This window comes from Stenotrophomonas sp. TWI1183, assembly GCF_039673115.1.
Classification (GTDB): domain Bacteria; phylum Pseudomonadota; class Gammaproteobacteria; order Xanthomonadales; family Xanthomonadaceae; genus Stenotrophomonas; species Stenotrophomonas maltophilia_AA.
The window spans coordinates 17,162-35,607 of record NZ_JBDJKZ010000006.1 but is presented as its reverse complement, the minus strand read 5'-3'; the positions used below and the strand labels follow the sequence as shown (position 1 = coordinate 35,607).

Annotated in this window: 17 protein-coding genes; 9 read left to right on the top strand and 8 right to left on the bottom strand. The window is 68.2% G+C overall.

The window, feature by feature from the left end:
• Window positions 1-185 precede the first annotated feature (185 nt).
• On the top strand, window positions 186-3,077 hold the full coding sequence (locus tag ABE434_RS07655) for a TonB-dependent receptor (protein ID WP_346478403.1): 2,892 nt from the start codon (window positions 186-188) through the stop codon (window positions 3,075-3,077).
• Between the two features lie 89 nt (window positions 3,078-3,166).
• Window positions 3,167-3,910, top strand: a complete 744-nt coding sequence (locus ABE434_RS07650; RefSeq protein ID WP_179460437.1) for a FadR/GntR family transcriptional regulator — start codon at window positions 3,167-3,169, stop codon at window positions 3,908-3,910.
• A 21-nt stretch (window positions 3,911-3,931) separates the two neighbouring features.
• On the opposite strand, the gene ABE434_RS07645 is transcribed toward ABE434_RS07650, so the two are convergent.
• Window positions 3,932-4,321, bottom strand: a complete 390-nt coding sequence (locus ABE434_RS07645) for a DUF6165 family protein (protein ID WP_176990945.1) — start codon at window positions 4,319-4,321, stop codon at window positions 3,932-3,934.
• A 235-nt stretch (window positions 4,322-4,556) separates the two neighbouring features.
• Here ABE434_RS07645 and ABE434_RS07640 point away from each other — a divergent pair, with 235 nt between their 5' ends.
• Window positions 4,557-5,195 carry a TorF family putative porin gene (locus ABE434_RS07640; RefSeq protein ID WP_346478514.1) on the top strand — a complete coding sequence of 213 codons (639 nt, stop codon included), beginning with the start codon at window positions 4,557-4,559 and terminating at the stop codon, window positions 5,193-5,195.
• Between the two features lie 12 nt (window positions 5,196-5,207).
• On the opposite strand, the gene ABE434_RS07635 is transcribed toward ABE434_RS07640, so the two are convergent.
• On the bottom strand, window positions 5,208-6,389 hold the full coding sequence (locus tag ABE434_RS07635; protein ID WP_346478402.1) for an MFS transporter: 1,182 nt from the start codon (window positions 6,387-6,389) through the stop codon (window positions 5,208-5,210).
• Window positions 6,390-6,488: 99 nt separating this feature from the next.
• Here ABE434_RS07635 and ABE434_RS07630 point away from each other — a divergent pair, with 99 nt between their 5' ends.
• Entirely contained in the window at window positions 6,489-7,424 is a 936-nt protein-coding gene (locus tag ABE434_RS07630) for a LysR family transcriptional regulator (protein ID WP_346478401.1), read from the top strand.
• On the opposite strand, the gene ABE434_RS07625 is transcribed toward ABE434_RS07630, so the two are convergent.
• Entirely contained in the window at window positions 7,390-7,860 is a 471-nt protein-coding gene (locus ABE434_RS07625) for a DUF1456 family protein (protein ID WP_176990948.1), read from the bottom strand. The genes ABE434_RS07630 and ABE434_RS07625 overlap by 35 nt on opposite strands.
• A 157-nt stretch (window positions 7,861-8,017) precedes the next feature.
• Here ABE434_RS07625 and ABE434_RS07620 point away from each other — a divergent pair, with 157 nt between their 5' ends.
• Both ABE434_RS07620 and ABE434_RS07615 read left to right on the top strand, forming a co-directional pair.
• Window positions 8,018-8,503, top strand: coding sequence for a hypothetical protein (locus ABE434_RS07620; RefSeq protein WP_346478400.1), 486 nt, complete (start codon window positions 8,018-8,020; stop codon window positions 8,501-8,503).
• A gap of 97 nt (window positions 8,504-8,600) precedes the next feature.
• Window positions 8,601-9,350: an SDR family NAD(P)-dependent oxidoreductase gene (locus tag ABE434_RS07615; RefSeq protein ID WP_176990950.1), complete on the top strand. Its 750-nt coding sequence runs from the start codon at window positions 8,601-8,603 to the stop codon at window positions 9,348-9,350.
• Between the two features lie 142 nt (window positions 9,351-9,492).
• On the opposite strand, the gene ABE434_RS07610 is transcribed toward ABE434_RS07615, so the two are convergent.
• The 5 genes from ABE434_RS07610 to radC form a co-directional block, all read right to left on the bottom strand.
• Window positions 9,493-9,855 carry a VOC family protein gene (locus ABE434_RS07610; protein ID WP_346478399.1) on the bottom strand — a complete coding sequence of 121 codons (363 nt, stop codon included), beginning with the start codon at window positions 9,853-9,855 and terminating at the stop codon, window positions 9,493-9,495.
• Window positions 9,856-9,925: 70 nt separating this feature from the next.
• Window positions 9,926-10,708 (bottom strand): helix-turn-helix domain-containing protein, encoded by a 783-nt coding sequence (locus ABE434_RS07605; RefSeq protein ID WP_346478398.1) that lies wholly within the window; start codon window positions 10,706-10,708, stop codon window positions 9,926-9,928.
• Between the two features lie 92 nt (window positions 10,709-10,800).
• Window positions 10,801-11,673, bottom strand: a complete 873-nt coding sequence (locus ABE434_RS07600) for an SPOR domain-containing protein (RefSeq protein WP_346478397.1) — start codon at window positions 11,671-11,673, stop codon at window positions 10,801-10,803.
• Between the two features lie 18 nt (window positions 11,674-11,691).
• Entirely contained in the window at window positions 11,692-13,380 is a 1,689-nt protein-coding gene (argS, locus tag ABE434_RS07595) for an arginine--tRNA ligase (RefSeq protein WP_319209593.1), read from the bottom strand.
• 102 nt (window positions 13,381-13,482) lie between these two features.
• Complete coding sequence (gene radC, locus ABE434_RS07590; protein ID WP_346478396.1) at window positions 13,483-14,172, bottom strand: DNA repair protein RadC; 690 nt, start codon at window positions 14,170-14,172, stop codon at window positions 13,483-13,485.
• 194 nt (window positions 14,173-14,366) lie between these two features.
• On the opposite strand from radC, the gene coaBC reads away from it, so the two are divergent.
• Genes coaBC through ABE434_RS07575 form a run of 3 tightly spaced genes read left to right on the top strand, consistent with a single transcriptional unit; the run spans window position 14,367 to window position 18,445 of the window.
• Window positions 14,367-15,626, top strand: a complete 1,260-nt coding sequence (gene coaBC, locus ABE434_RS07585; RefSeq protein WP_346478395.1) for a bifunctional phosphopantothenoylcysteine decarboxylase/phosphopantothenate--cysteine ligase CoaBC — start codon at window positions 14,367-14,369, stop codon at window positions 15,624-15,626.
• Window positions 15,623-16,096 (top strand): dUTP diphosphatase, encoded by a 474-nt coding sequence (gene dut / locus ABE434_RS07580; protein ID WP_176990955.1) that lies wholly within the window; start codon window positions 15,623-15,625, stop codon window positions 16,094-16,096. Before coaBC ends, dut begins: the two co-directional genes overlap by 4 nt.
• A 12-nt stretch (window positions 16,097-16,108) precedes the next feature.
• On the top strand, window positions 16,109-18,445 hold the full coding sequence (locus tag ABE434_RS07575; protein ID WP_346478394.1) for a phosphomannomutase/phosphoglucomutase: 2,337 nt from the start codon (window positions 16,109-16,111) through the stop codon (window positions 18,443-18,445).
• The last annotated feature ends 1 nt before the right edge of the window (window position 18,446 follow it).

The following is an 18,446-nucleotide window of genomic DNA, read 5'->3' as shown; positions in this document are numbered from 1 at the left end:
AGGTGCATGTGGTATGCGATCTGCGCATTTTTCTGCTGCGTCCGCACATTAAATCCGTGCAAAGTGGTCTGGACGGTAGTGCGGGGTAGACTTTAGTACCAATTTATTGACATTGGTCCATCAGTCGTGAATCTTCCGGATCGAATCCGTGTAATCGGACGATCCATCCTGGGAGGGAGATCACGATGTTGCATGACCGCCGTACGGCCTCGCCACGAGGCCTCCGCCACACCGCGCTGCACAGCGCGCTGTTCTATGCCCTGTGTGCCACCGCGGCCCTGCCGCTGGCCCACGCACAGGACGCCGATGCCCCGGCCACGCCGCCGGCTGAAGCCACCACGCTGGACCAGGTCCAGGTGACCGGCATCCGCGGCACCATCCAGACCTCGATCGACAAGAAGCGCGAGGAGACCGTGGTCTCCGACGTGCTGGCGGCCGACGACATCGGCGATCTGCCGGCCCTGTCGATCGGTGAAGCGATCGAAACCATCACCGGGGCGTCCACCCATCGCGAGAAGGGCGGTGCCTCGGAAATCTCGATCCGTGGCCTTGGGCCGTTCCTCGGCTCGTCCACCTTCAACGGTCGCGAGGCCACCAATGGCAGCGGCGACCGCTCGGTGAACTTCAACCAGTTCCCGTCCGAGCTGATCAACACCGTGGCGATCTACAAGACCCAGCGCGCCGACTTCGTCGAAGGCGGCGTGGCCGGCACGATCAACATGGAGACGGTCAAGCCGCTGGAATACGGCAAACGCACGTTCCAGCTCGACGGCCGCGGCACCTGGCAGGAGTACGACGATCGGCTCAAGGACAAGGACGGCGTGGGCTGGCGCGGTACCGCCAGCTACATCGACCAGTTCGACATGGGCAACGCCGGCAAGCTCGGTGTCTCCATCGGCGTGCAGGCGCTGGAAGGCAGCAACCCGGAAGAAATGTTCTCCAGCAGCTCCACCTGGGTCGCATGCGATGGCCGTGAAGTGGTCGGCGCGACGCGCAACTGCACCCAGGTCAACGGCAAGGACGTGGCCAACGGCGTGCCGTACTACCTGGTGCCCAGCAGCCGCATCTACCGCCAGTTCATCGAGCACGACAAGCGCGATTCGCAGTTCGCCGCGCTCCAGTGGCGGCCCAGCGATACGGTGGAAGTGAACCTGGATTACCAGCACTCCAAGCGCGACTACACCGAGGACCGCTCGGATCTGTCGCTGTCCTCGATGATGCGCAACCTCAACAACCGCGTGGTCACCGACGATGGCGCGCTGCTGCACCACACCGGCAGCACCACGGTCGATTCCACCGGCAACTTCCTGGAGCGCCAGGAGGAATACACCGGTGGCGGGCTCAACGTGATCTTCCGGCCGAGCCCGGCGTGGACGCTGTCCACCGATCTGTCCTACTCCAACACCCTGCGTGACCAGATCGAACGCAGCACCCGCCTGCGCGCCGGCCGCACCGACGTCAACGGCCAGCCGGTCGGCGGCATCAAGAACACGCGCTACGTCGATTACACCTACGACTACAGCGGCGATGTGCCGAGCATCTCTCTGGATCCGGCGTTCGACGTGAACAACCCGGACAACTTCACCGATTCGGCGCTGGTGCGTCGTCGCCAGCAGAACCGCGAGCACACCATCCGCGCGGGCCGCTTCGATGCCACGTTCACCCCGGAAAGCGGCTTCTTCACCGCGATCAAGGGCGGCCTGCGCCGGTCCGAGGCCACCTACACCGATTACACCGACACCGTGGATGTCACCACCACCAATGTCGCCGCGATCCGCGCCGCCAACCTGGCCTGCCGCCAGGCGTTCCCGCAGGACGATTTCCTGGACAACGCCAGCGGCAACACCATCGACCAGTGGGCCAGCTTCGACAGCCGCTGTTTGTTCAAGGCCTTCACCGGCGTGGACGACACCGGCCTCAGCGCGGACCTGCGCAACCCGGCCAACAACGATGTCACCGAGAAGACCAGCGCGCTCTACCTGATGGGCGACTACAGCGCCGAATGGTTCGGCCTGCCGGTGACCGGCAACATCGGCGTGCGTGGCGTGCGCACCGAGGTGCGTTCGGTCGGCCTGCGCAGCGGCCTGGATGTGATCAACAACCCCGACGGCACCGTGACCCTGGAGCCCACCGGCGATTTCACCTCGCAGGTGCTCAAGTCCAGCAACACCGAATGGCTGCCCAGCTTCAATGCCGCCTTCGAGCTGCGCCCGGACCTGCTGCTGCGCGTCGGTGCCTATCGGGCGATGTCGCGTCCGGACCTGGCCGCCGAAGGCTTCGGCCGCACCTTCAACCTGGGTGAGGTGGATACCGAGTTCAACAGCGTCGGCGATGCACTGCGCAGCATCACCGCCACCGGCAACCCGCGCGCCAAGCCGTTGATGTCGTGGAACGGCGACCTCTCGCTGGAGTGGTATGCCAACGAAGACACCATGCTGTCCGGTGCGCTCTACTACAAGCAGTTCAACGGCGGCTCGATGCCGGTGATCGTCAACGAATCCTTCGATATCGACGGCCAGAGCGTGACCGTGCCGGTGGAGCAGCTGGCCACCAGCGACCAGAAGAGCGATCTGTTCGGCGTGGAGTTCACCGCCTCCCACAGCTTCTCCTACCTGCCGGGCATCTTCTCCGGGCTGGGCGTGAAGGCCAGCTACAACTACGCCGATTCCAACTTCAAGACCGAAGACCTGCGCCTGGGCGAGTCCACCGACCCCACCACCGGCGTGGTGACCCCGGGCATCGTCGAGCCGGCCAACATCTTCGGCCTCTCCAAGCATGTGGCCTCGGCACAGGTGTACTGGGGCCTGGGCAAGCTCGATCTGCAGGCGATCTACAAGTACCGCTCCGACTATTACCAGCAGTTTGTCGGCGACCCGTCGCAGAACCGTTATGTGCGGGACAATGGCTCGCTGGACTTCCGCGCCACCTACAAGGTGAACAAGCACCTGTCGCTGTCGCTGTCGGCCAGCAACCTCACCGATGAGCCGCGGGTGTCGGATATGCCCATCCTCGGCAGCTTCCGCGAGTACACCACGTACGGGCGGCGGTATTATCTGGGGGTGCGCTACCGCTTCTGAGGTCAGTGGCGCGGTTTTTCCGACCGCGCCGCTCTCTGAAGGCGCGGTCGCGTGTCGGTCCCCAGCCACCTGTCAGCAGGCCTTTGATGATGTCCGAACCCCGTCTGTACCAGTCCATTGCCGCCGAAATCGTCGCGCTGATCGAGAAGGGCGAATTCCCGCCGGGCTCGCGCCTGCCGGGCGAACGCGACCTGGCCGAACGCCTGGGCGTGAGCCGGGTGACGGTGCGGGAGGCGGAAATCGCGCTGGAAGCGCAGGGCCTGATCACCATCAAGACCGGCTCCGGCGTGTACGTGAAGGCCAAGCCGTCGCAGGCGCCGGGCGCACTGCCCGACGTCTCGGCGTTCGACCTCACCGCCGCACGCGCGGTGATCGAGGCCGAGGCCGCGGCGATGGCCGCCAGCCGCATCACCGATGCCGAACTGGAGGACCTGGCCGGCCTGATCGCGGCCATGGTCGATCCCAACTCGGGCGAAGCGGCGGCCAGCGAGGCCGATCGCCAGTTCCACCTTTCGATTGCACGCATCGCCGGCAACCCGGTGGTGGAGCACTGCGTGCAGCTGATCTGGCGGATGCGCAACGAGCTGCCGCGGGTCAAGCAGGTCTACGCCAACGTCTGCCACAACGACGACGACACCCGCGACGAAGAACACACCCGTATTCTCGATGCGCTGCGCCAGCGCGACCCGGCGGCGGCGCGGCTGGCCATGCGCAACCACTTCCAGCGGCTGTTCGAATCGATGCTGGAAGCCACCGAGAATGAAGCGCTGGCCGAAATCCGCCGGCGGACCCAGCAGGACCGCGAACGATTCAGGGCCGCGACCGGGCACTGAGCCCGGTGTAAAGCGGCGGGATCACTCGCCCTGGTACTGCTTCTCTTCGACCAGCTGCGAGCCGGCGATGCGGTTGATCTCGTTCTTCACTTTGACCCGCTCGCCATTGGTGCCATAGACGCCGCGGGCCAGCTGGATGAAGGCATCGTCGAAGACCTGTGCTGCTTCCTTGTCGCGCAGCTGGTCCTGGATCTCCCACATGCGCTCGTTGATCGCCTTGAGCTGCGTCTTCAGCGCCTCCAGCCCGGGCTGAGCGCCCACCTGCTGCTGCCACAGCGGCCACAGACCGTCGAGTTCCTTGCGGACGTTGGCGTTCTTGCCGGCATCGGCAATGCGTTCGGCCTTGATTTCCAGGATGGTGATCTTGTCGATCAGCTCGCCAATCGATACCGGGGTCAGGATCGCGTCCACGCCATTACTCGCAACAGGTCAGAGCGGCCATGATACCGCGCACCCCCGGGCACCACCCTGACGCAGGATTTACAGAAACGTTGCGCCGATCGGGTGGCTACGCCATGGCGGCTTTACGCCGGTCCTGAGGACACTGTCGCTCTCGACGGCGCGGCCGTCATCTGGAGCGGGACACGTGGTGGGTAACTATTCGAAACAGCGCCTGCGCTGCGGCGTGGTGCTGGTGGGGCTGGTCATGAGCGGTGCGGCCGCGGCCGCGGTGGAAGGCAATGCGACGCTGACCTCGGACTACGTCTGGCGCGGCAGCTCGCAGAGCGACGGCGATCCGGCCGTGCAGGCGGGCGTGAAACTCAGTGCGTCCAACGGCTGGTATGCCTCGGCGTGGGGCTCGGGTGTCTCGTTCCGGCCGGACAACGGCGCGCGCAGCGAGTTTGATCTTGTCGCCGGCTGGAGCGGGGCGGTGACGCCGGACTGGAGCGTGGACGTCAATCTGACCCGCTACGTCTATCCGTCCGCCACGGTCGATCTGGACTGGACCGAGCTCAATGGCACCGTCACCTGGCGGCAGCGCGCCTGGCTGCAGGTCGGCGTCTCCGACAACGCGCTGGCCGGTGGCCATGGCGGCACCTACGCCCAGCTCGGTGCGCGCCTGCCGCTGGGGGAGCAGTGGCGTATCGAAGGGGCTGTGGGCCGCTACTGGCTGGACAGCGCGCAGGCCGATGACTACCTGCACGGCCAGCTCAGCGTGGTATGGCGCGTGCACGGACCGTGGGAGCTGCGGGTGACCGGGCATGACACCGACGGCGCCGCCAAGCGGCTGTTCCCGGGCAACGCGGGATCGCGCCTCGAGGTCGCGGTGCAGACGAGTTTCTGAGGTGCGCGGGCGCTACGCCCGCCGCCTTGCCTGCGACATCGCCCAGATGCCCATCGCCACCACCGCAACGCAGGCACCGGTGACGCACACACCGGTCCAGCCGAAGCGATCGAAAACCTGCGCCGAGACCAAGGAACCCAGCGAGCCACCGATGAAGTAGCCGGTCATGTAGCCGGCATTGAGCCGGTTGCGGGCCTCCGGGCGCAGCGCATACACCACGTTCTGGTTGCTCACGTGCAGCAGCTGCGCGGCCAGGTCGAGCACGATCACGCCCAGCACCAGCGCGATCAACGAGTGCGTGGAAAAGCCCAGCGGCAGCCACGATGCGGCCAGCAGCACCAGCGCCACGGTGGTGGCCAGGGCGGCCTTGCCACGGTCGGCCATGCGCCCGGCCACGCCCGCGGCCAGCGTGCCGGCCGCACCGACCAGCCCGAACAGGCCGATCGTCGCATCGCTGTAGTCATAGGGTTCGGCCGCCAGCAGGAACGCCAGCGGCGTCCAGAAGATCGCGAACATCGCAAAGCTCAGCGCGCCCAGTACGGTACGCAGGCGGAACACCGGCTCCTGCGCGAACAGCGTGCCAATCGAGCGCAGCAGCTGCAGATAGCCCAGCCCGGCGGTCTGATGGAAGCGCGGCAGATGCCGATAGAGCATGCCGGTGGTCAGCACCAGCGCGGCCGCGGCGATCCAGTACACCGTGCGCCAATCGCCCAGCGAGGACAGCGCCCCGGCCACGGTGCGTGCCAGCAGAATGCCGAGCAGCAGGCCGCTCATCACCGTGCCGACTACCTGGCCGCGCTCCTCCGGCCGCGCCAGCGTTGCTGCGAACGGCACCAGCACCTGCGCCACCACCGAGAACAGGCCGGTCAGCGCGGTGCCCACCAGCAGCCATACGAACTGATGGCTCAGCGCGCTCAGCACCAGGCCGGAGGCCGACAGCAGTGACATCACCACGATCAGCCGGCGGCGCTCGAACAGATCGCCCAGCGGCACCAGCAGGATGAGGCCGGCGGCATAGCTCAGCTGGGCGACGGTCACCACCGTGCCGGCACGTGCGAACGACACCCCGAACTCCCCGGCGATGGTGTGCAGCAGCGGCTGCGCGTAATAGTTGCTGGCCACGGCCACACCGGTGGCGAAGGCCATCAGCAGGACCTGCCAGCGGCTGAGCGGCGAGGGCACGTCGTGGGTCATGACGGGCTCCGGATAAGAAGGGGCGCCAGTGTCCGCCTGATCCACAAATGAGGGAAATGAATAGTTATCATCCGATGCATCTGAAAATGAGATGGTGTGATGAAGCTCAAGCAGCTCGAGTTCGCGGTCGCGCTGGCCGAGGAGGGCAACTTCACCCGTGCCGCGCAGCGCTGCCACGTCGTGCAGTCGGCGCTGAGCCACCAGATCGCCCATCTCGAGGACGAACTGCAGGCCACGCTGTTCGAGCGCCTGCCGCGCCAGGTCAGGGTAACGCCCGCCGGTGAAGCACTCTTGACGCACGCACGCCAGGTGCTCGCCTCGCTGCGGCATCTGCGCGATGACGTTGCCGCCGTCGGTGGCCAGGTGCGTGGCATCCTGCACATCGGCCAGATCACTTCGTTGACCGCCGTGGATCTGGTCGCGTGCCTGGCGACGTTCCATCGGCGCTATCCGCAGGTCGAGTTCCGCCTGCGCATGGACAAGAGCGAAGTGCTGATGGCCGATGTGCGCGAGCGGCGGCTGGACGTGGCGCTGGTGGGCTTGTCGCCGGGCACGCCGATCGAGGGCGCCCAGCACCGATTGCTGGCCGAGGAATCGATGGTCGCCGTGCTGCCGCCCGCCCATCCACTGGCGACGCGCAGACGGCTCTCGCTGGCGACGCTGGCCGGGCTGCCGCTGGTGGATTTCCCGCAGGGGAGTGGGGCCCGCCGGCAGACCGACGAGGCCTTCGCCGCCGCCGGACTGCCCCATCGGGTGCCGTTCGAGATCAATCACATGGCGCTGGTCGAGCGCTTCGTGCAGCAGGGCCTGGCGGTCGGCATCGTGCCGCAGGCGATCGCCGCCGGTTTCAGCGGCGTTGCCTGTGTGGCAATCCAGGGTGCACCGACCCGGCGCGTGCATGCGGTCTGGTCGAACCTGCCCACGCCGGCTGCGCGGGCCTTCATGGAGGAACTGCTGCAGCACGTGGCCCCGACACCGGCGCCACGCACCCAGGACGCCCTCAGGCGGCGCGCACGCGCAGGGTCAGGCCCTTGAGGAAATTGCGCAGCATCTGGTCACCGCAGGCGCGGTAGTTCTTGTGGTCCGGCTGACGGAACAGCGCGGACAGCTCCGGCTTGGAGACCGAGAAACCGGCAGCGTCGAACACTTCGTGCATGTCCACGTCCTTCAGCTGGAAGGCGACGCGCAGCTTCTTCAGCACCAGGTTGTTGGTGATGCGCTTTTCCACCGGGCGGACCGGCTGGCTCTCGTCGCGGCCGCGGAAATGCACGATCAGGCCATCCAGGAAATGCGCCAGGGTGCGGTCGTCGCAGGGCACGAAGCCTTCTTCGTCTTCCTTGCGCAGCCAGCCGGCCACATCGGCCTTGTCGACCACGAAGGCCGGATCGGCCAGGGCACAGGTGTCGGCGATCATGCCGTCGCTGAGGTCGAGCATGTAGCGGATGCTGCGCAGTACATCGTTGTTGATCATGGGACGTCCAATACCGCCGGCGCGGCTGCGCGGCTGGCGGCCATTTTACCCCGTGCCGGGCGCGCGGCCGGCTGCGACCGGTGGTCGCTGTCATCTGGCTGCCATGAAAGTGAAGCACAGTGCCGCGATCAGGCATCGACAGGCAGTGGAGCAGGCAATGCGCAGGTGGCAGGTACTCGGGTGTGTGGGCATGTTGCTGGCGGGCCAGGCAGGGGCGCAGACCCCTTATGTGGCGCTGGAACAGCGGCTGGATCCGCAGGCGCTGGCCGAGGTCGGGCTGACCCCGGGCCAGTTGCAGACGCTGAACCGCCTGCTGCGCCAGGCCGAGGCCGACGCCCCGGCACCGGTGGCCGTCGCGGCGGCGCCGGCCGCAGGCCCAGGTCTACCAACACCGGCCCCGATGTTTCCCGGGCTGGACGATGGCCCGATCCACGCCAAGGTCACCGGCCAGGTGGACGGCTGGGCCCCCGGCACCGTGTTCACCCTCGACAACGGCCAGCAGTGGCAGGTGCTCAAGGGCGAGATGACGCTCAAGACCGCCCGCAGCAACCCCGAGATCGTCGTGGTGCCGGGCATCGCCGGCCGCTGGTTCCTGCAGGTGGATGAGGACCTGCCCAAGGCGCGCGTGTTCCGCATCCGCTGACGCGACGCCCCGTAGCGGCAGGCAGCGGAGCAGCGCCCGGCTCTGCACCGGGCGGGCATCGGTGCGAAAATGGTCGGGATCTTCACGGAGTACCTCGATGACCCGTACCGCTCTGATTACCGGCGCCACCTCCGGCTTTGGCGCCGCCGCCGTCCACCGTTTCGCCCAGGCCGGCTGGCGCGTGATCGCCACCGGGCGCCGGGCCGAGCGCCTGCAGCCGCTGGTCGATGCCTACGGTCCCGAGCGCGTGCATGCCGCGGTGTTCGACGTGCGCGACAGCGTGGCGATGGAAGCGGCCCTGGCCGCCCTGCCGGCCGGGTTCGCCGACATCGACCTGCTGGTCAACAATGCCGGCCTGGCCCAGGGCACCGCCCCGGCCCAGAGCGCCTCGCTGGAAGACTGGCGCACCATGATCGACACCAACGTCACCGCCCTGGTGACGCTGACCCATCGCCTGTTGCCGCAGCTGGTCGCGCGCAAGGGCGCGATCATCAACATCAGCTCGGTCGCCGGCGTGTACCCGTATCCGGGCGGCAATGCCTATGGCGGCACCAAGGCCTTCGTCAGCCAGTTCTCGCTCGGCCTGCGCTCGGACCTGCACGGCAGTGGCGTGCGCGTGACCACGATCGAGCCGGGCATGGCGGAAACCGAGTTCACCGTGGTCCGCACCCATGGCGACCAGGCGGCCTCGGACAAGCTCTACACCGGCGCCAACCCGATGACCGCCGAGGACATCGCCGAACAGATCTTCTGGGTCGCCTCGCTGCCGGCCCACCTGAACATCAATCGCCTCGAAGTGATGCCGGTCAGCCAGTCGTTCGCCGGCTTCCAGGTCGCGCGCGACTGATCGCAGGCCCCGGAGATTCCGGCCGTCGGTCATTCCGCCCCGCCGGCGATTCCAACCCGCCGGCGATTCCGACCCATGGGCGATTCCCATGGGCGATTCCGACCCACGGTAGCTGCCGACCGTTGGTCGGCAGGCTCACCGATCATGCCTCCCGCGCCGTCCACACGGCCAGCTCATACCCATCCGGGTCGAGGAAGTGAAACCGACGCCCGCCCGGGAAATCGAACGCGGCCCGGCAGATCGCCGCGCCGGCCGCCTGCAGCCGTTGCTGCGTGGCGACCAGGTCATCGGCATACAGGATCACCAGGGGCCCACCCGGTTGCACCGCTTCGCCGGTGGTGAAACCACCGGTCAGGCGTCCATCGCTGAACTCGGTGTAGGCCGGGCCGTAATCGGTGAACGTCCAGCCGAAGACTTCAGCGTAGAACGCCTTGCTGCGCGCGATGTCGGCCACGTTGAACTCAATGTTGTCGATGCGGCGATCGTTGCCGTGTGCGGTACTCATGGACGCTTCACGTTGAAAGGAGCCCCAGCATCGCCACCCCGGCCGCGCCGGTCTTGAACAAAACGGCCAGTCAGCTACGCCACTGCGCGCATAAGGCCGCCGCCCCGATCCCCGCCAACGCCCGCACCTCGCGGCTCAGGTGCGACTGGTCGGCGTAGCCCACATCCGCCGCCAACCCCGCCAGTCCCTCCCCCGGCATCGCCCGGGCCAGCGCCAGGAACCGCTGCAGCCGCAGAATCCGCTCCAGCATCTTCGGCCCATAGCCGAACTGCTCATGGCACAACCGGCGCAGGCTGCGCGTGCTTACCTGCAGCGCCGAACCGATCGCGGCCAGATCGTGACCACCGGCCCGCACCTGCCCGAACACCCGCGCCGCCACCGCGTGGCGGCCACCGGTAGAGCGGGGCAGCCCAGCCAGCGCCTGCGCGAACAACCGCTGCCGCGCATCGCCATCGCCCACGTCATTCAACCGCGCCGCAAGCTGCCGCGCCTGGGCTCCCAGCACCGCATCCAGCTCCACGGCGATGCCCACCAGTTCGTCCAGCGGCACCCCCAGCCAGGCCCGCGCCGCGCCGGGCTGGAAGCGCGCCCCCAACACCTGCGCGCCGGGCATCAACTGCGGGTGTGCGGCCACCACATCCGGGCCCACCACATACAGCCGCCCATCGCGCCACAGGATGTCCACGCAGCCATCAGGCAGTACCGCGACTTCACCGCTATGGCCCACCGGCAGATCGCTGCGCCACAGCTGTCCGAAACAGCCCTGCAGCGGAGCAGGCGCCGCCCATTCGCGGTAGCGACCGGTCGCACCGGCAACGCCGGGAAGGTCATCAGAATCGAGGCGGGAAGACATGTTTGAACGATAGCGGATCAATCGAAAGAAACGCGCTTCGACAAAAAAAACGCCGGGCAAGCCCGGCGTCCTTCAAAACACTGCAGCGCCACTTACTGCGCCTTGATCGCCATCGCCTGAAGCCCCGTCCCATCCAGCTTCTGCTTGGCTTCGGCCAGCTCGCCCGCGCTGCCATACGGCCCCATGCGCACGCGATACACCGTCTTGCCGTTGATCTGCGCTGATTCCACGCGCGCGGCCAGGCCGATCATCGCCAGCTTGGCCTTGGTCGCCTCGGCATCGCCGGAAGCACCGAAGGCGCCGGCCTGCAGGATGTAACGCACGTTGCTGGCCGCAGGCTCAGCCGCTGTAGCAGCAGGCGTCGTCGCCGCAGTAGCCGCCGGCTTCGGTGCCGCCGGAGTGGCCGCAGCCGTCTGCGCCGGCGTTGCCGCCGCAGCCGTGGTCGCCGCCGGGCGTTCCGCTACCGGGGCGGGCAGCGGGGCGGTGCTCACCGGGGCCGCCGACGTGGTCGCCGCGGTGCTGGTCGGCGCCGGTGCGGGCGGCAACGGGCGGCCTTCCAGCGCCGCCTGCGCGCGCTGGGCTTCCGCCTTGGCACGGCGCTGATCTTCGGCGCGTGCGCTGGCCGCCAGCTCGGCATCGGACATTTCCACTTCCTTGCCGGGCAGCAGGGTGTAGAAGTCGTACTGCGTCGCCGCCGGCTTGGCCGCTTCGGCGGGCGTGGCGGCGCCCGGCTTGGGCAGCTCGGTGCCGACGTCGGTCTCGGCGTCGCTCACCGGGGCCGGCTGGGCGTTCGGGTCCGGCTGCGGGCCGACCCGCAGGAAGCCATCGCCCTCGTTCTTGAACAGGTTCGGTGCCGCCAGGAACACCACGGCCGCAATCGCCACACCCGCGACCAGCCACACCCATCCCGGGGTGCCCTGGTTGCTGTTGCGCCGTGCCTGGCTCTTGCCGCGTCGTGCTGCCATTTACTGCTTCTCCACTGCTTACATTTTTTCCGGGGCGGATACGCCCAGGATGTTCAGACCATTGGCCAGGACCTGGCGCGCGGCGCAGGCCAGCGTCAGCTTGGCGTTGCGTTCGCTTTCGTCGGCCACCAGTACCTGCGTGCCGTGATACCACGTGTGGAAGGCGTGCGCCAATTCACGCAGATACTGCGCGATCAGGTGCGGTTCCAGCGCGAGGCCGGCCGCTTCGACGACTTCCGGGAAGCGCGACATTTCCACCATCAGCCACAGCGAGGCGTCGTCGCCCAGCGAGGACAGACCGGTCAGACCCGCAGCCGGCGTGTAGCTCAGGCCCTTCTCCTGCGCCTGGCGCAGCAGGCTGCAGACGCGGGCATGCGCGTACTGCACGTAGAACACCGGATTGTCGTTGCTCTGCTGGCGGGCCAGATCGATATCGAAGGTCAGCTGCGAATCGGGCTTGCGCGCGATCAGGAACCAGCGGGTGGCATCGCGGCCGGCTTCTTCGATCAGGTCGCGCAGGGTCAGGTAGCTGCCGGCACGCTTGGAGAGCTTCACTTCCTCGCCACCGCGCATCACCGTCACCATCTGGTGCAGCACGTATTCCGGCCAGCCCTTGGGGATGCCGACGTCCAGCGCCTGCAGGCCGGCACGCACGCGCGCCAGCGAACCGTGGTGGTCCGCGCCCAGCTCGGTGATCGCGCGCTCGTAGCCGCGCTGCCACTTGGAGAGGTGGTAGGCCACGTCCGGCAGGAAGTAGGTGTAGGTGCCGTCGGACTTGCGCATCACGCGGTCCTTGTCGTCACCGAAGTCGGTCGAGCGCAGCCACAGCGCGCCGCCTTCCTCATACGTATGGCCGGCCGCGTTGAGCTGGGCGACGGTCTCTTCGACCTTGCCATCCTTGTACAGCGAACTTTCCAGGAAGTAGATGTCGAAATCCACGCCGAACGCGGCCAGGTCCTGGTTCTGCTCGTTGCGCAGGTAGGCCACCGCAAAGCGACGGATCGCATCGAGGTTGTCCGGGTCGCGCTCGCCGACCACCGAGTGGCCTTCCAGCTCCACCGTGGCGCCGGCCAGGTAGGCGTTGGCGACGTCCTGGATGTAATCGCCGCGGTAGCCCGCTTCCGGCCAGCCGGCGTCGTCGGGCTTGAGGCCCTTCGCACGCGCCTGGGTGGACAGCGCCAGGTTCTCGATCTGCACGCCGGCGTCGTTGTAGTAGAACTCGCGCTTGGCGTTCCAGCCGTTCACTTCCAGCAGGCGCGCCAGGCAGTCACCGATCGCCGCCGCGCGGCCGTGGCCGACATGCAGCGGACCGGTCGGGTTGGCCGACACATATTCCACGCCCACGGTGCGGCCGTTGCCGCTCAGGTTGTGGCCGTAATCGGCGCCTTCCTTGAGCACGCCGGCCGCTTCGCGCTGGTAGGCGCTGGGGGCGAGGTGGAAATTGATGAAGCCCGGGCCGGCGATCTCGACGCGGGCCACGTCATCGCTCTTGGGCAGCGCATCGAGCAGCGCCTGGGCCAGGGCGCGCGGGTTGCTGCGCGCCGGCTTGGCCAGCAGCATCGCGGCGTTGGTGGCGAAATCGCCGTGCTCACGGGTCTTCGGGCGTTCGACCACGAATTCCGGGGTCAGGGTATCGGCCGGCAGAGTGCCGTTGGCGCGCAAGGCTTCGATGCCTTGGCTGATCAGGGCGCGGAGGAGATTTTTCACAAGGCCTGCTTTGGGACTGGAGCGGCGGAATCGGCAATTTTAGCCCAGAAGCCACCCCGATCCATTGAACCGGGGCCGAGCGGCGGCGTTTCCCACGCCGGATCAGGCCGTTCCGGTGCCCATCCAGCCGCGCGCGGCCATCGATACCGGGGCCCCGTCGCCGATGACGACATGGTCGAGCAGCCGGATATCCACCAGTGCCAGTGCCTGTTGCAGCAGCGTGGTGATCCGGCGGTCCTCCAGCGAGGGCTCGGCACTGCCCGAGGGATGGTTGTGGCTGACGATCACCGCGGCAGCGTTGTGCAGCAGGGCGCGGCGGACCACTTCACGCGGGTAGACCGCCGCCGCATCCACCGTCCCGCTGAACAGCTCCTCGCAGGCCAGCGTGCGGTGCTGGTTGTCCAGGAACAGCGCGGCGAACACCTCGTTGGGCCGCGCCCGCAGCCGCTGTTTGAAGTAACGGCCTGCGGCGGCGGGGTCGCGCAGGCTTTCGCCCCGCGCCAGCTCGGCCGCCAGATGCCGATGCGCGAGCTCCAGCCCGGCCACCAGCTTGCAGCTGCGGGCCGGCCCAAGGCCGGGCAGGGCCGCCAGCGCGCTGGCCGGCAGGTCGAGCAGGTTGCGCAGGGGGCCGTGGGATTGCAACAGATCGCGGGCGGTTTCGACCGCATCCCGGCCGCGCAGGCCTGAGCCGAGGAAGATCGCGAGCAGTTCGGCATCGGACAGGGCGCCAGCGCCTTGGGCGAGCAGCTTTTCGCGGGGACGCTCGGCGCTGGGCCAGTCTCGGATCGACATGGCCCCAGTGTCTGTGGGTGGCGGCGGATTCACCATCGGTGAACCGGGCGCCATCGTGTCGGTAAATGCAGGGCAACGTGCCACGTCCGGCGATTCCTTATGACGAAAACCTGCCTCCTTATGCCGCTGGCGCATCAGGCGGTTTACGGACCATCGGGTAAGCTAATCGCCTCGGTTCGACAGGAACACCCAAGGTGGCTGACTCCCCCCAGGCTTCTCCGGCGGCCGCGCGCCCGTTGGAAGGCCAGAAGCTGTTGTTGTGCGTTGGTGGCGGGATCGCTGCCTACAAGTCGCTGGAACTGGTGCGCCGCCTGCGCGATGCGGGGGCCCAGGTGCAGGTCGCGATGACCGCCGGGGCCCAGCAGTTCGTCACCCCGCTGAGCTTCCAGGCGCTGTCCGGCCAGCCGACCCGCACCACGCTGTGGGACAGCGCGGCCGAGCAGGCGATGGGCCATATCGAGCTGGCCCGCTGGGCCGACCGCATCGTGGTCGCACCGGCGACCGCCGATCTGCTCGCGCGCCTGGCCCACGGCCATGCCGATGACCTCGTCACCACCCTGTGCCTGGCCACCACCGCGCCGCTGACCGTGTGCCCGGCGATGAACCACCGCATGTGGCTGCACCCGGCCACCCAAGCCAACATCGGCCTGCTGCGCGAGCGCGGTGCCCAGGTGATCGGGCCGGAAGACGGTCCGCTGGCCGAAGGCGAGTCCGGCCCGGGCCGGCTCACCGAACCGCACGCGATCGTGGCCGCGCTGGCCGGGCTGCACGCGCCGGCCCCCGCCGAGCCGCCGGCGAGCAGCGAGCTGAAGGGTCTACGCGTGCTGATCAGCGCCGGTCCCACCTATGAAGACATCGATCCGGTGCGCTACGTCGGCAACCGCAGCAGCGGCAAGATGGGCTACGCGCTGGCCGCCGCCGCCGCCCGCCTGGGCGCGCAGGTGGTGCTGGTCAGTGGTCCGGTCCAGCTGGCCACGCCCGCCGGCGTGCAGCGCGTCGACGTGCGTTCGGCCGCGCAGATGCGCGAAGCGGTGCTGGGTGCGTTGCCGGCCGACATCTATATCGGTGCGGCCGCGGTGTCCGATTACACCCCGCGCCAGATCGCCCCGCAGAAACTCAAGAAGACCGCCGGTACCCAGAGCCTGACCCTGGAACTGGTGCGTACCCCGGACATCCTGGCCGAAGTCGCCGCGCAGACCAACGCGCTCAAGCTGGTGGTCGGTTTCGCTGCCGAGACCCACGACGTGGAGAAATACGCGCGTGGCAAGCTGGTGGACAAGCGCCTGGACCTGGTGATCGCCAACCAGGTCGGGATCAGCACCGGCGGTTTCGAAAGCGATGAAAACGCGGCCACGGCCTACTGGCAAGGCGGCGAACAGGTGTTCCCCGGCACCTCCAAGGCCGTGCTGGCCGAACAACTGTTGTCCCTGATTGCCCAGAGGTTGCACGCATGACCATCGATTCCTCCCTGCAGCCGCTGCAGGTCAAGCTGCTGGACCCGCGTTTCGGCGACGAATGGCCGCTGCCGGCCTACGCCACCGAGCACAGCGCCGGGCTGGATCTGCGCGCCGCGCTGGAGACCGAGCTCACCCTGCAGCCCGGCGACACCGCGCTGATTCCCAGCGGCATCGCGATCCATATCGCCGACCCGAACCTGGCCGCCGTGGTGCTGCCGCGCTCCGGCCTGGGCCATCGCCACGGCATCGTGCTGGGCAACGGCACCGGCCTGATCGACGCCGATTACCAGGGCCCGCTGCTGATCAGCGCCTGGAACCGCGGCCGCGAACCCTTCACCCTGCAGCCCGGTGATCGCATCGCCCAGCTGGTGGTGCTGCCGATTGCACGCGTGGCGCTTCAGGTAGTGGATACTTTCAGCGACAGCGCCAGGGGAACGGGTGGATTCGGCCATACCGGGGTGCGCTGACAGGGGAGTTTCATGAGCAAGGCGAAGGCGGAAGGACGGCCGCAGTGGACGACAGGGCGCTCGGTGCCGCTGTTGGCCGTGCTGCTGGTGCTGTTGGCGGTCTGGTTCGGGTGGAGCGGTGTGCGCCAATGGCGCCAGGCCGCCGTGGGTGCCGAGCTCGAGCAGTCGCGCGACCGTGTGGTCGAGGGCCTGCAGACGGCCCTGACCGGGCAGCTCGGCAAACTGGCCACGCTGCTCAAGACCGAGCGCGTCGCCAGTGCGCTGGCCAGCGGCAATGCCCAAGGTGCCGCCGTCGCCATCCGCGAAGGCTGGCCGGGCGTGGAAGACGTCCAGATCTTCACCGCCGATCTGGATGCGGCCTACGCCGATCCGAAGGCCTTTGGGTACTCGCGCCTGGCGCTGCTCGAAGCGGCCATCGCCGATGACGCGCCGGTCGCCCGCGTGGTGCGTGATGCGGGCGGGCAACGTCTCGGCCTGGCAGCGGCGGTCGACCTCGGCCCGCAGGGCGCGGCCGTCGTCTATATCCGCCAGCCACTGCTGCGCCTGACCGGCGTGTTCGACAAGGTCGCCGTGCCGGGCGACGGTTACCTCGCCCTGCGCCAGGGGAACCACAACGTCGTCGAACAGGGCAGCCGCGGGCTGTCCGGCGGCGCTGAAGCGCTGGCGCGTCCGATCGGGCGCAGTGGGCTGCGTCTGTCCGCCGCCGTGCCGGATATCGAACCGGGTCCGCTGGGCCTGGGGGCGATCCCCAGTGCGATTGTCGCCGTGTTGCTGCTGTTGATCGCCGTGCTGCTGGTGTTGGGCAAGGGCAAGGTGCCGTTGCCGCGCCGCCGCGGTGCGGCCGAGAGTGCCACCGACACCGGCCCGACCCTGAGCGAAAGCCTGGCCCAGGCCCCGCTGGCGGCGGCCGCCGTCGAGCGCGTTGACGAAGCGCCACCGCCCACCGTCCCGGGCGAGGCGGTCGCGGCCGAGATCTTCCGCGCCTACGACATCCGCGGCGTGGTCGGCCGCGAGCTGACCCCCAAGGTCGCCGCGCTTATCGGCCAGGCGATCGGCTCGGTGCTGCAGGTCCAGGGCCTGCGCGACATCGTGGTCGGCCGCGATGGCCGACTCTCCGGCCCCGAGCTGACCGCCGGGCTGATCGAAGGCCTGCGCCGCGCCGGCTGCAACGTCACCGACATCGGCCTGGCGCCGACCCCCGTGGTGTACTTCGCCAGTTATCACCTGCGCGCGGGCAGCTGCGTGGCGGTGACCGGCAGCCACAACCCGCCCGATTACAACGGCTTCAAGATCGTGGTCGGTGGCGAAACACTGTCCGGCGATGCGATCACCGAGCTGTACCACCGCATCCGCGATGGCCAGCTGCACGTGGCGTCCGAACCGGGCAGCTTCCAGACCCGCGAGGTCAACGCCGATTACATCCAGCGCATTGCCGATGACGTGCAGCTGGACCGCCCGCTCAAGGTGGTCGCCGATGCCGGCAACGGGGTGGCGGGCGAGCTCGCCCAGCCGCTGCTGGAGGCGATCGGTGCCGAAGTGATTCCGCTGTACTGCGATGTGGACGGCACCTTCCCCAACCACCATCCGGACCCGAGCGATCCGGACAATCTGGAAGACCTGATCCAGACCGTGAAGCGCTTCGATGCGGACCTCGGCCTGGCCTTCGATGGCGACGGCGACCGTCTCGGCGTGGTCACCCGCGAAGGGAAGATCATCTACGCGGATCGTCTGTTGATGCTGTTCGCCGCCGACGTGCTGATGCGCAACCCGGGCGCGCTGGTGATCTACGACGTGAAGTGCAGCGGCAAGCTGTCCGACTACGTGCTGCGCAACGGCGGCAGCCCGCTGATGTGGAAGACCGGCCATTCGCTGATGAAGGCGAAGATGCGCGAGACCGACGCTGAGCTGGCGGGCGAGATGAGCGGGCACTTCTTCTTCAAGGAGCGCTGGTTCGGCTTCGACGACGGCCTGTACGCCGCCGCGCGCCTGCTGGAGATCCTGGCCCAGCGCGAGGAGACGCCGTCGGAGGTACTCGACGAACTGCCCGACAGCGTCTCCACCCCCGAGCTGAAGGTGCCGGTCGACGCGGGCACGCCGCATGCGCTGGTGTCGCTGTTCGTGTCGTCGGTGCAGGTGGAGGACTCGCCGTTCGCCGGCGCGCGCCTGTCCACCATCGACGGCCTGCGTGCCGACTTCCCCGATGGCTGGGGCCTGGTGCGTGCGTCGAACACCACCCCGGTACTGGTGCTGCGTTTCGAGGCCGATGACGAGGCCGCGCTGGAGCGCATCAAAGCGCTGTTCCGCGCGCAGCTGCAGCCGTTGCTGCCGGGTGTGGCGCTGGGCTTCTGAT

Excerpts from the sequence above, each read along its gene's own strand:
- ABE434_RS07655 (WP_346478403.1), top strand. The coding sequence starts at position 186 with ATGTTGCATGACCGCCGTACGGCCTCGCCACGAGGCCTCCGCCACACC.
- ABE434_RS07650 (WP_179460437.1), top strand. The coding sequence starts at position 3,167 with ATGTCCGAACCCCGTCTGTACCAGTCCATTGCCGCCGAAATCGTCGCG.
- ABE434_RS07640 (WP_346478514.1), top strand. The coding sequence starts at position 4,557 with ATGAGCGGTGCGGCCGCGGCCGCGGTGGAAGGCAATGCGACGCTGACC.
- ABE434_RS07635 (WP_346478402.1), bottom strand. The coding sequence starts at position 6,389 with ATGACCCACGACGTGCCCTCGCCGCTCAGCCGCTGGCAGGTCCTGCTG.
- ABE434_RS07630 (WP_346478401.1), top strand. The coding sequence starts at position 6,489 with ATGAAGCTCAAGCAGCTCGAGTTCGCGGTCGCGCTGGCCGAGGAGGGC.
- ABE434_RS07625 (WP_176990948.1), bottom strand. The coding sequence starts at position 7,860 with ATGATCAACAACGATGTACTGCGCAGCATCCGCTACATGCTCGACCTC.
- ABE434_RS07620 (WP_346478400.1), top strand. The coding sequence starts at position 8,018 with ATGCGCAGGTGGCAGGTACTCGGGTGTGTGGGCATGTTGCTGGCGGGC.
- ABE434_RS07615 (WP_176990950.1), top strand. The coding sequence starts at position 8,601 with ATGACCCGTACCGCTCTGATTACCGGCGCCACCTCCGGCTTTGGCGCC.
- ABE434_RS07610 (WP_346478399.1), bottom strand. The coding sequence starts at position 9,855 with ATGAGTACCGCACACGGCAACGATCGCCGCATCGACAACATTGAGTTC.
- ABE434_RS07605 (WP_346478398.1), bottom strand. The coding sequence starts at position 10,708 with ATGTCTTCCCGCCTCGATTCTGATGACCTTCCCGGCGTTGCCGGTGCG.
- ABE434_RS07600 (WP_346478397.1), bottom strand. The coding sequence starts at position 11,673 with ATGGCAGCACGACGCGGCAAGAGCCAGGCACGGCGCAACAGCAACCAG.
- radC (WP_346478396.1), bottom strand. The coding sequence starts at position 14,172 with ATGTCGATCCGAGACTGGCCCAGCGCCGAGCGTCCCCGCGAAAAGCTG.
- dut (WP_176990955.1), top strand. The coding sequence starts at position 15,623 with ATGACCATCGATTCCTCCCTGCAGCCGCTGCAGGTCAAGCTGCTGGAC.
- ABE434_RS07575 (WP_346478394.1), top strand. The coding sequence starts at position 16,109 with ATGAGCAAGGCGAAGGCGGAAGGACGGCCGCAGTGGACGACAGGGCGC.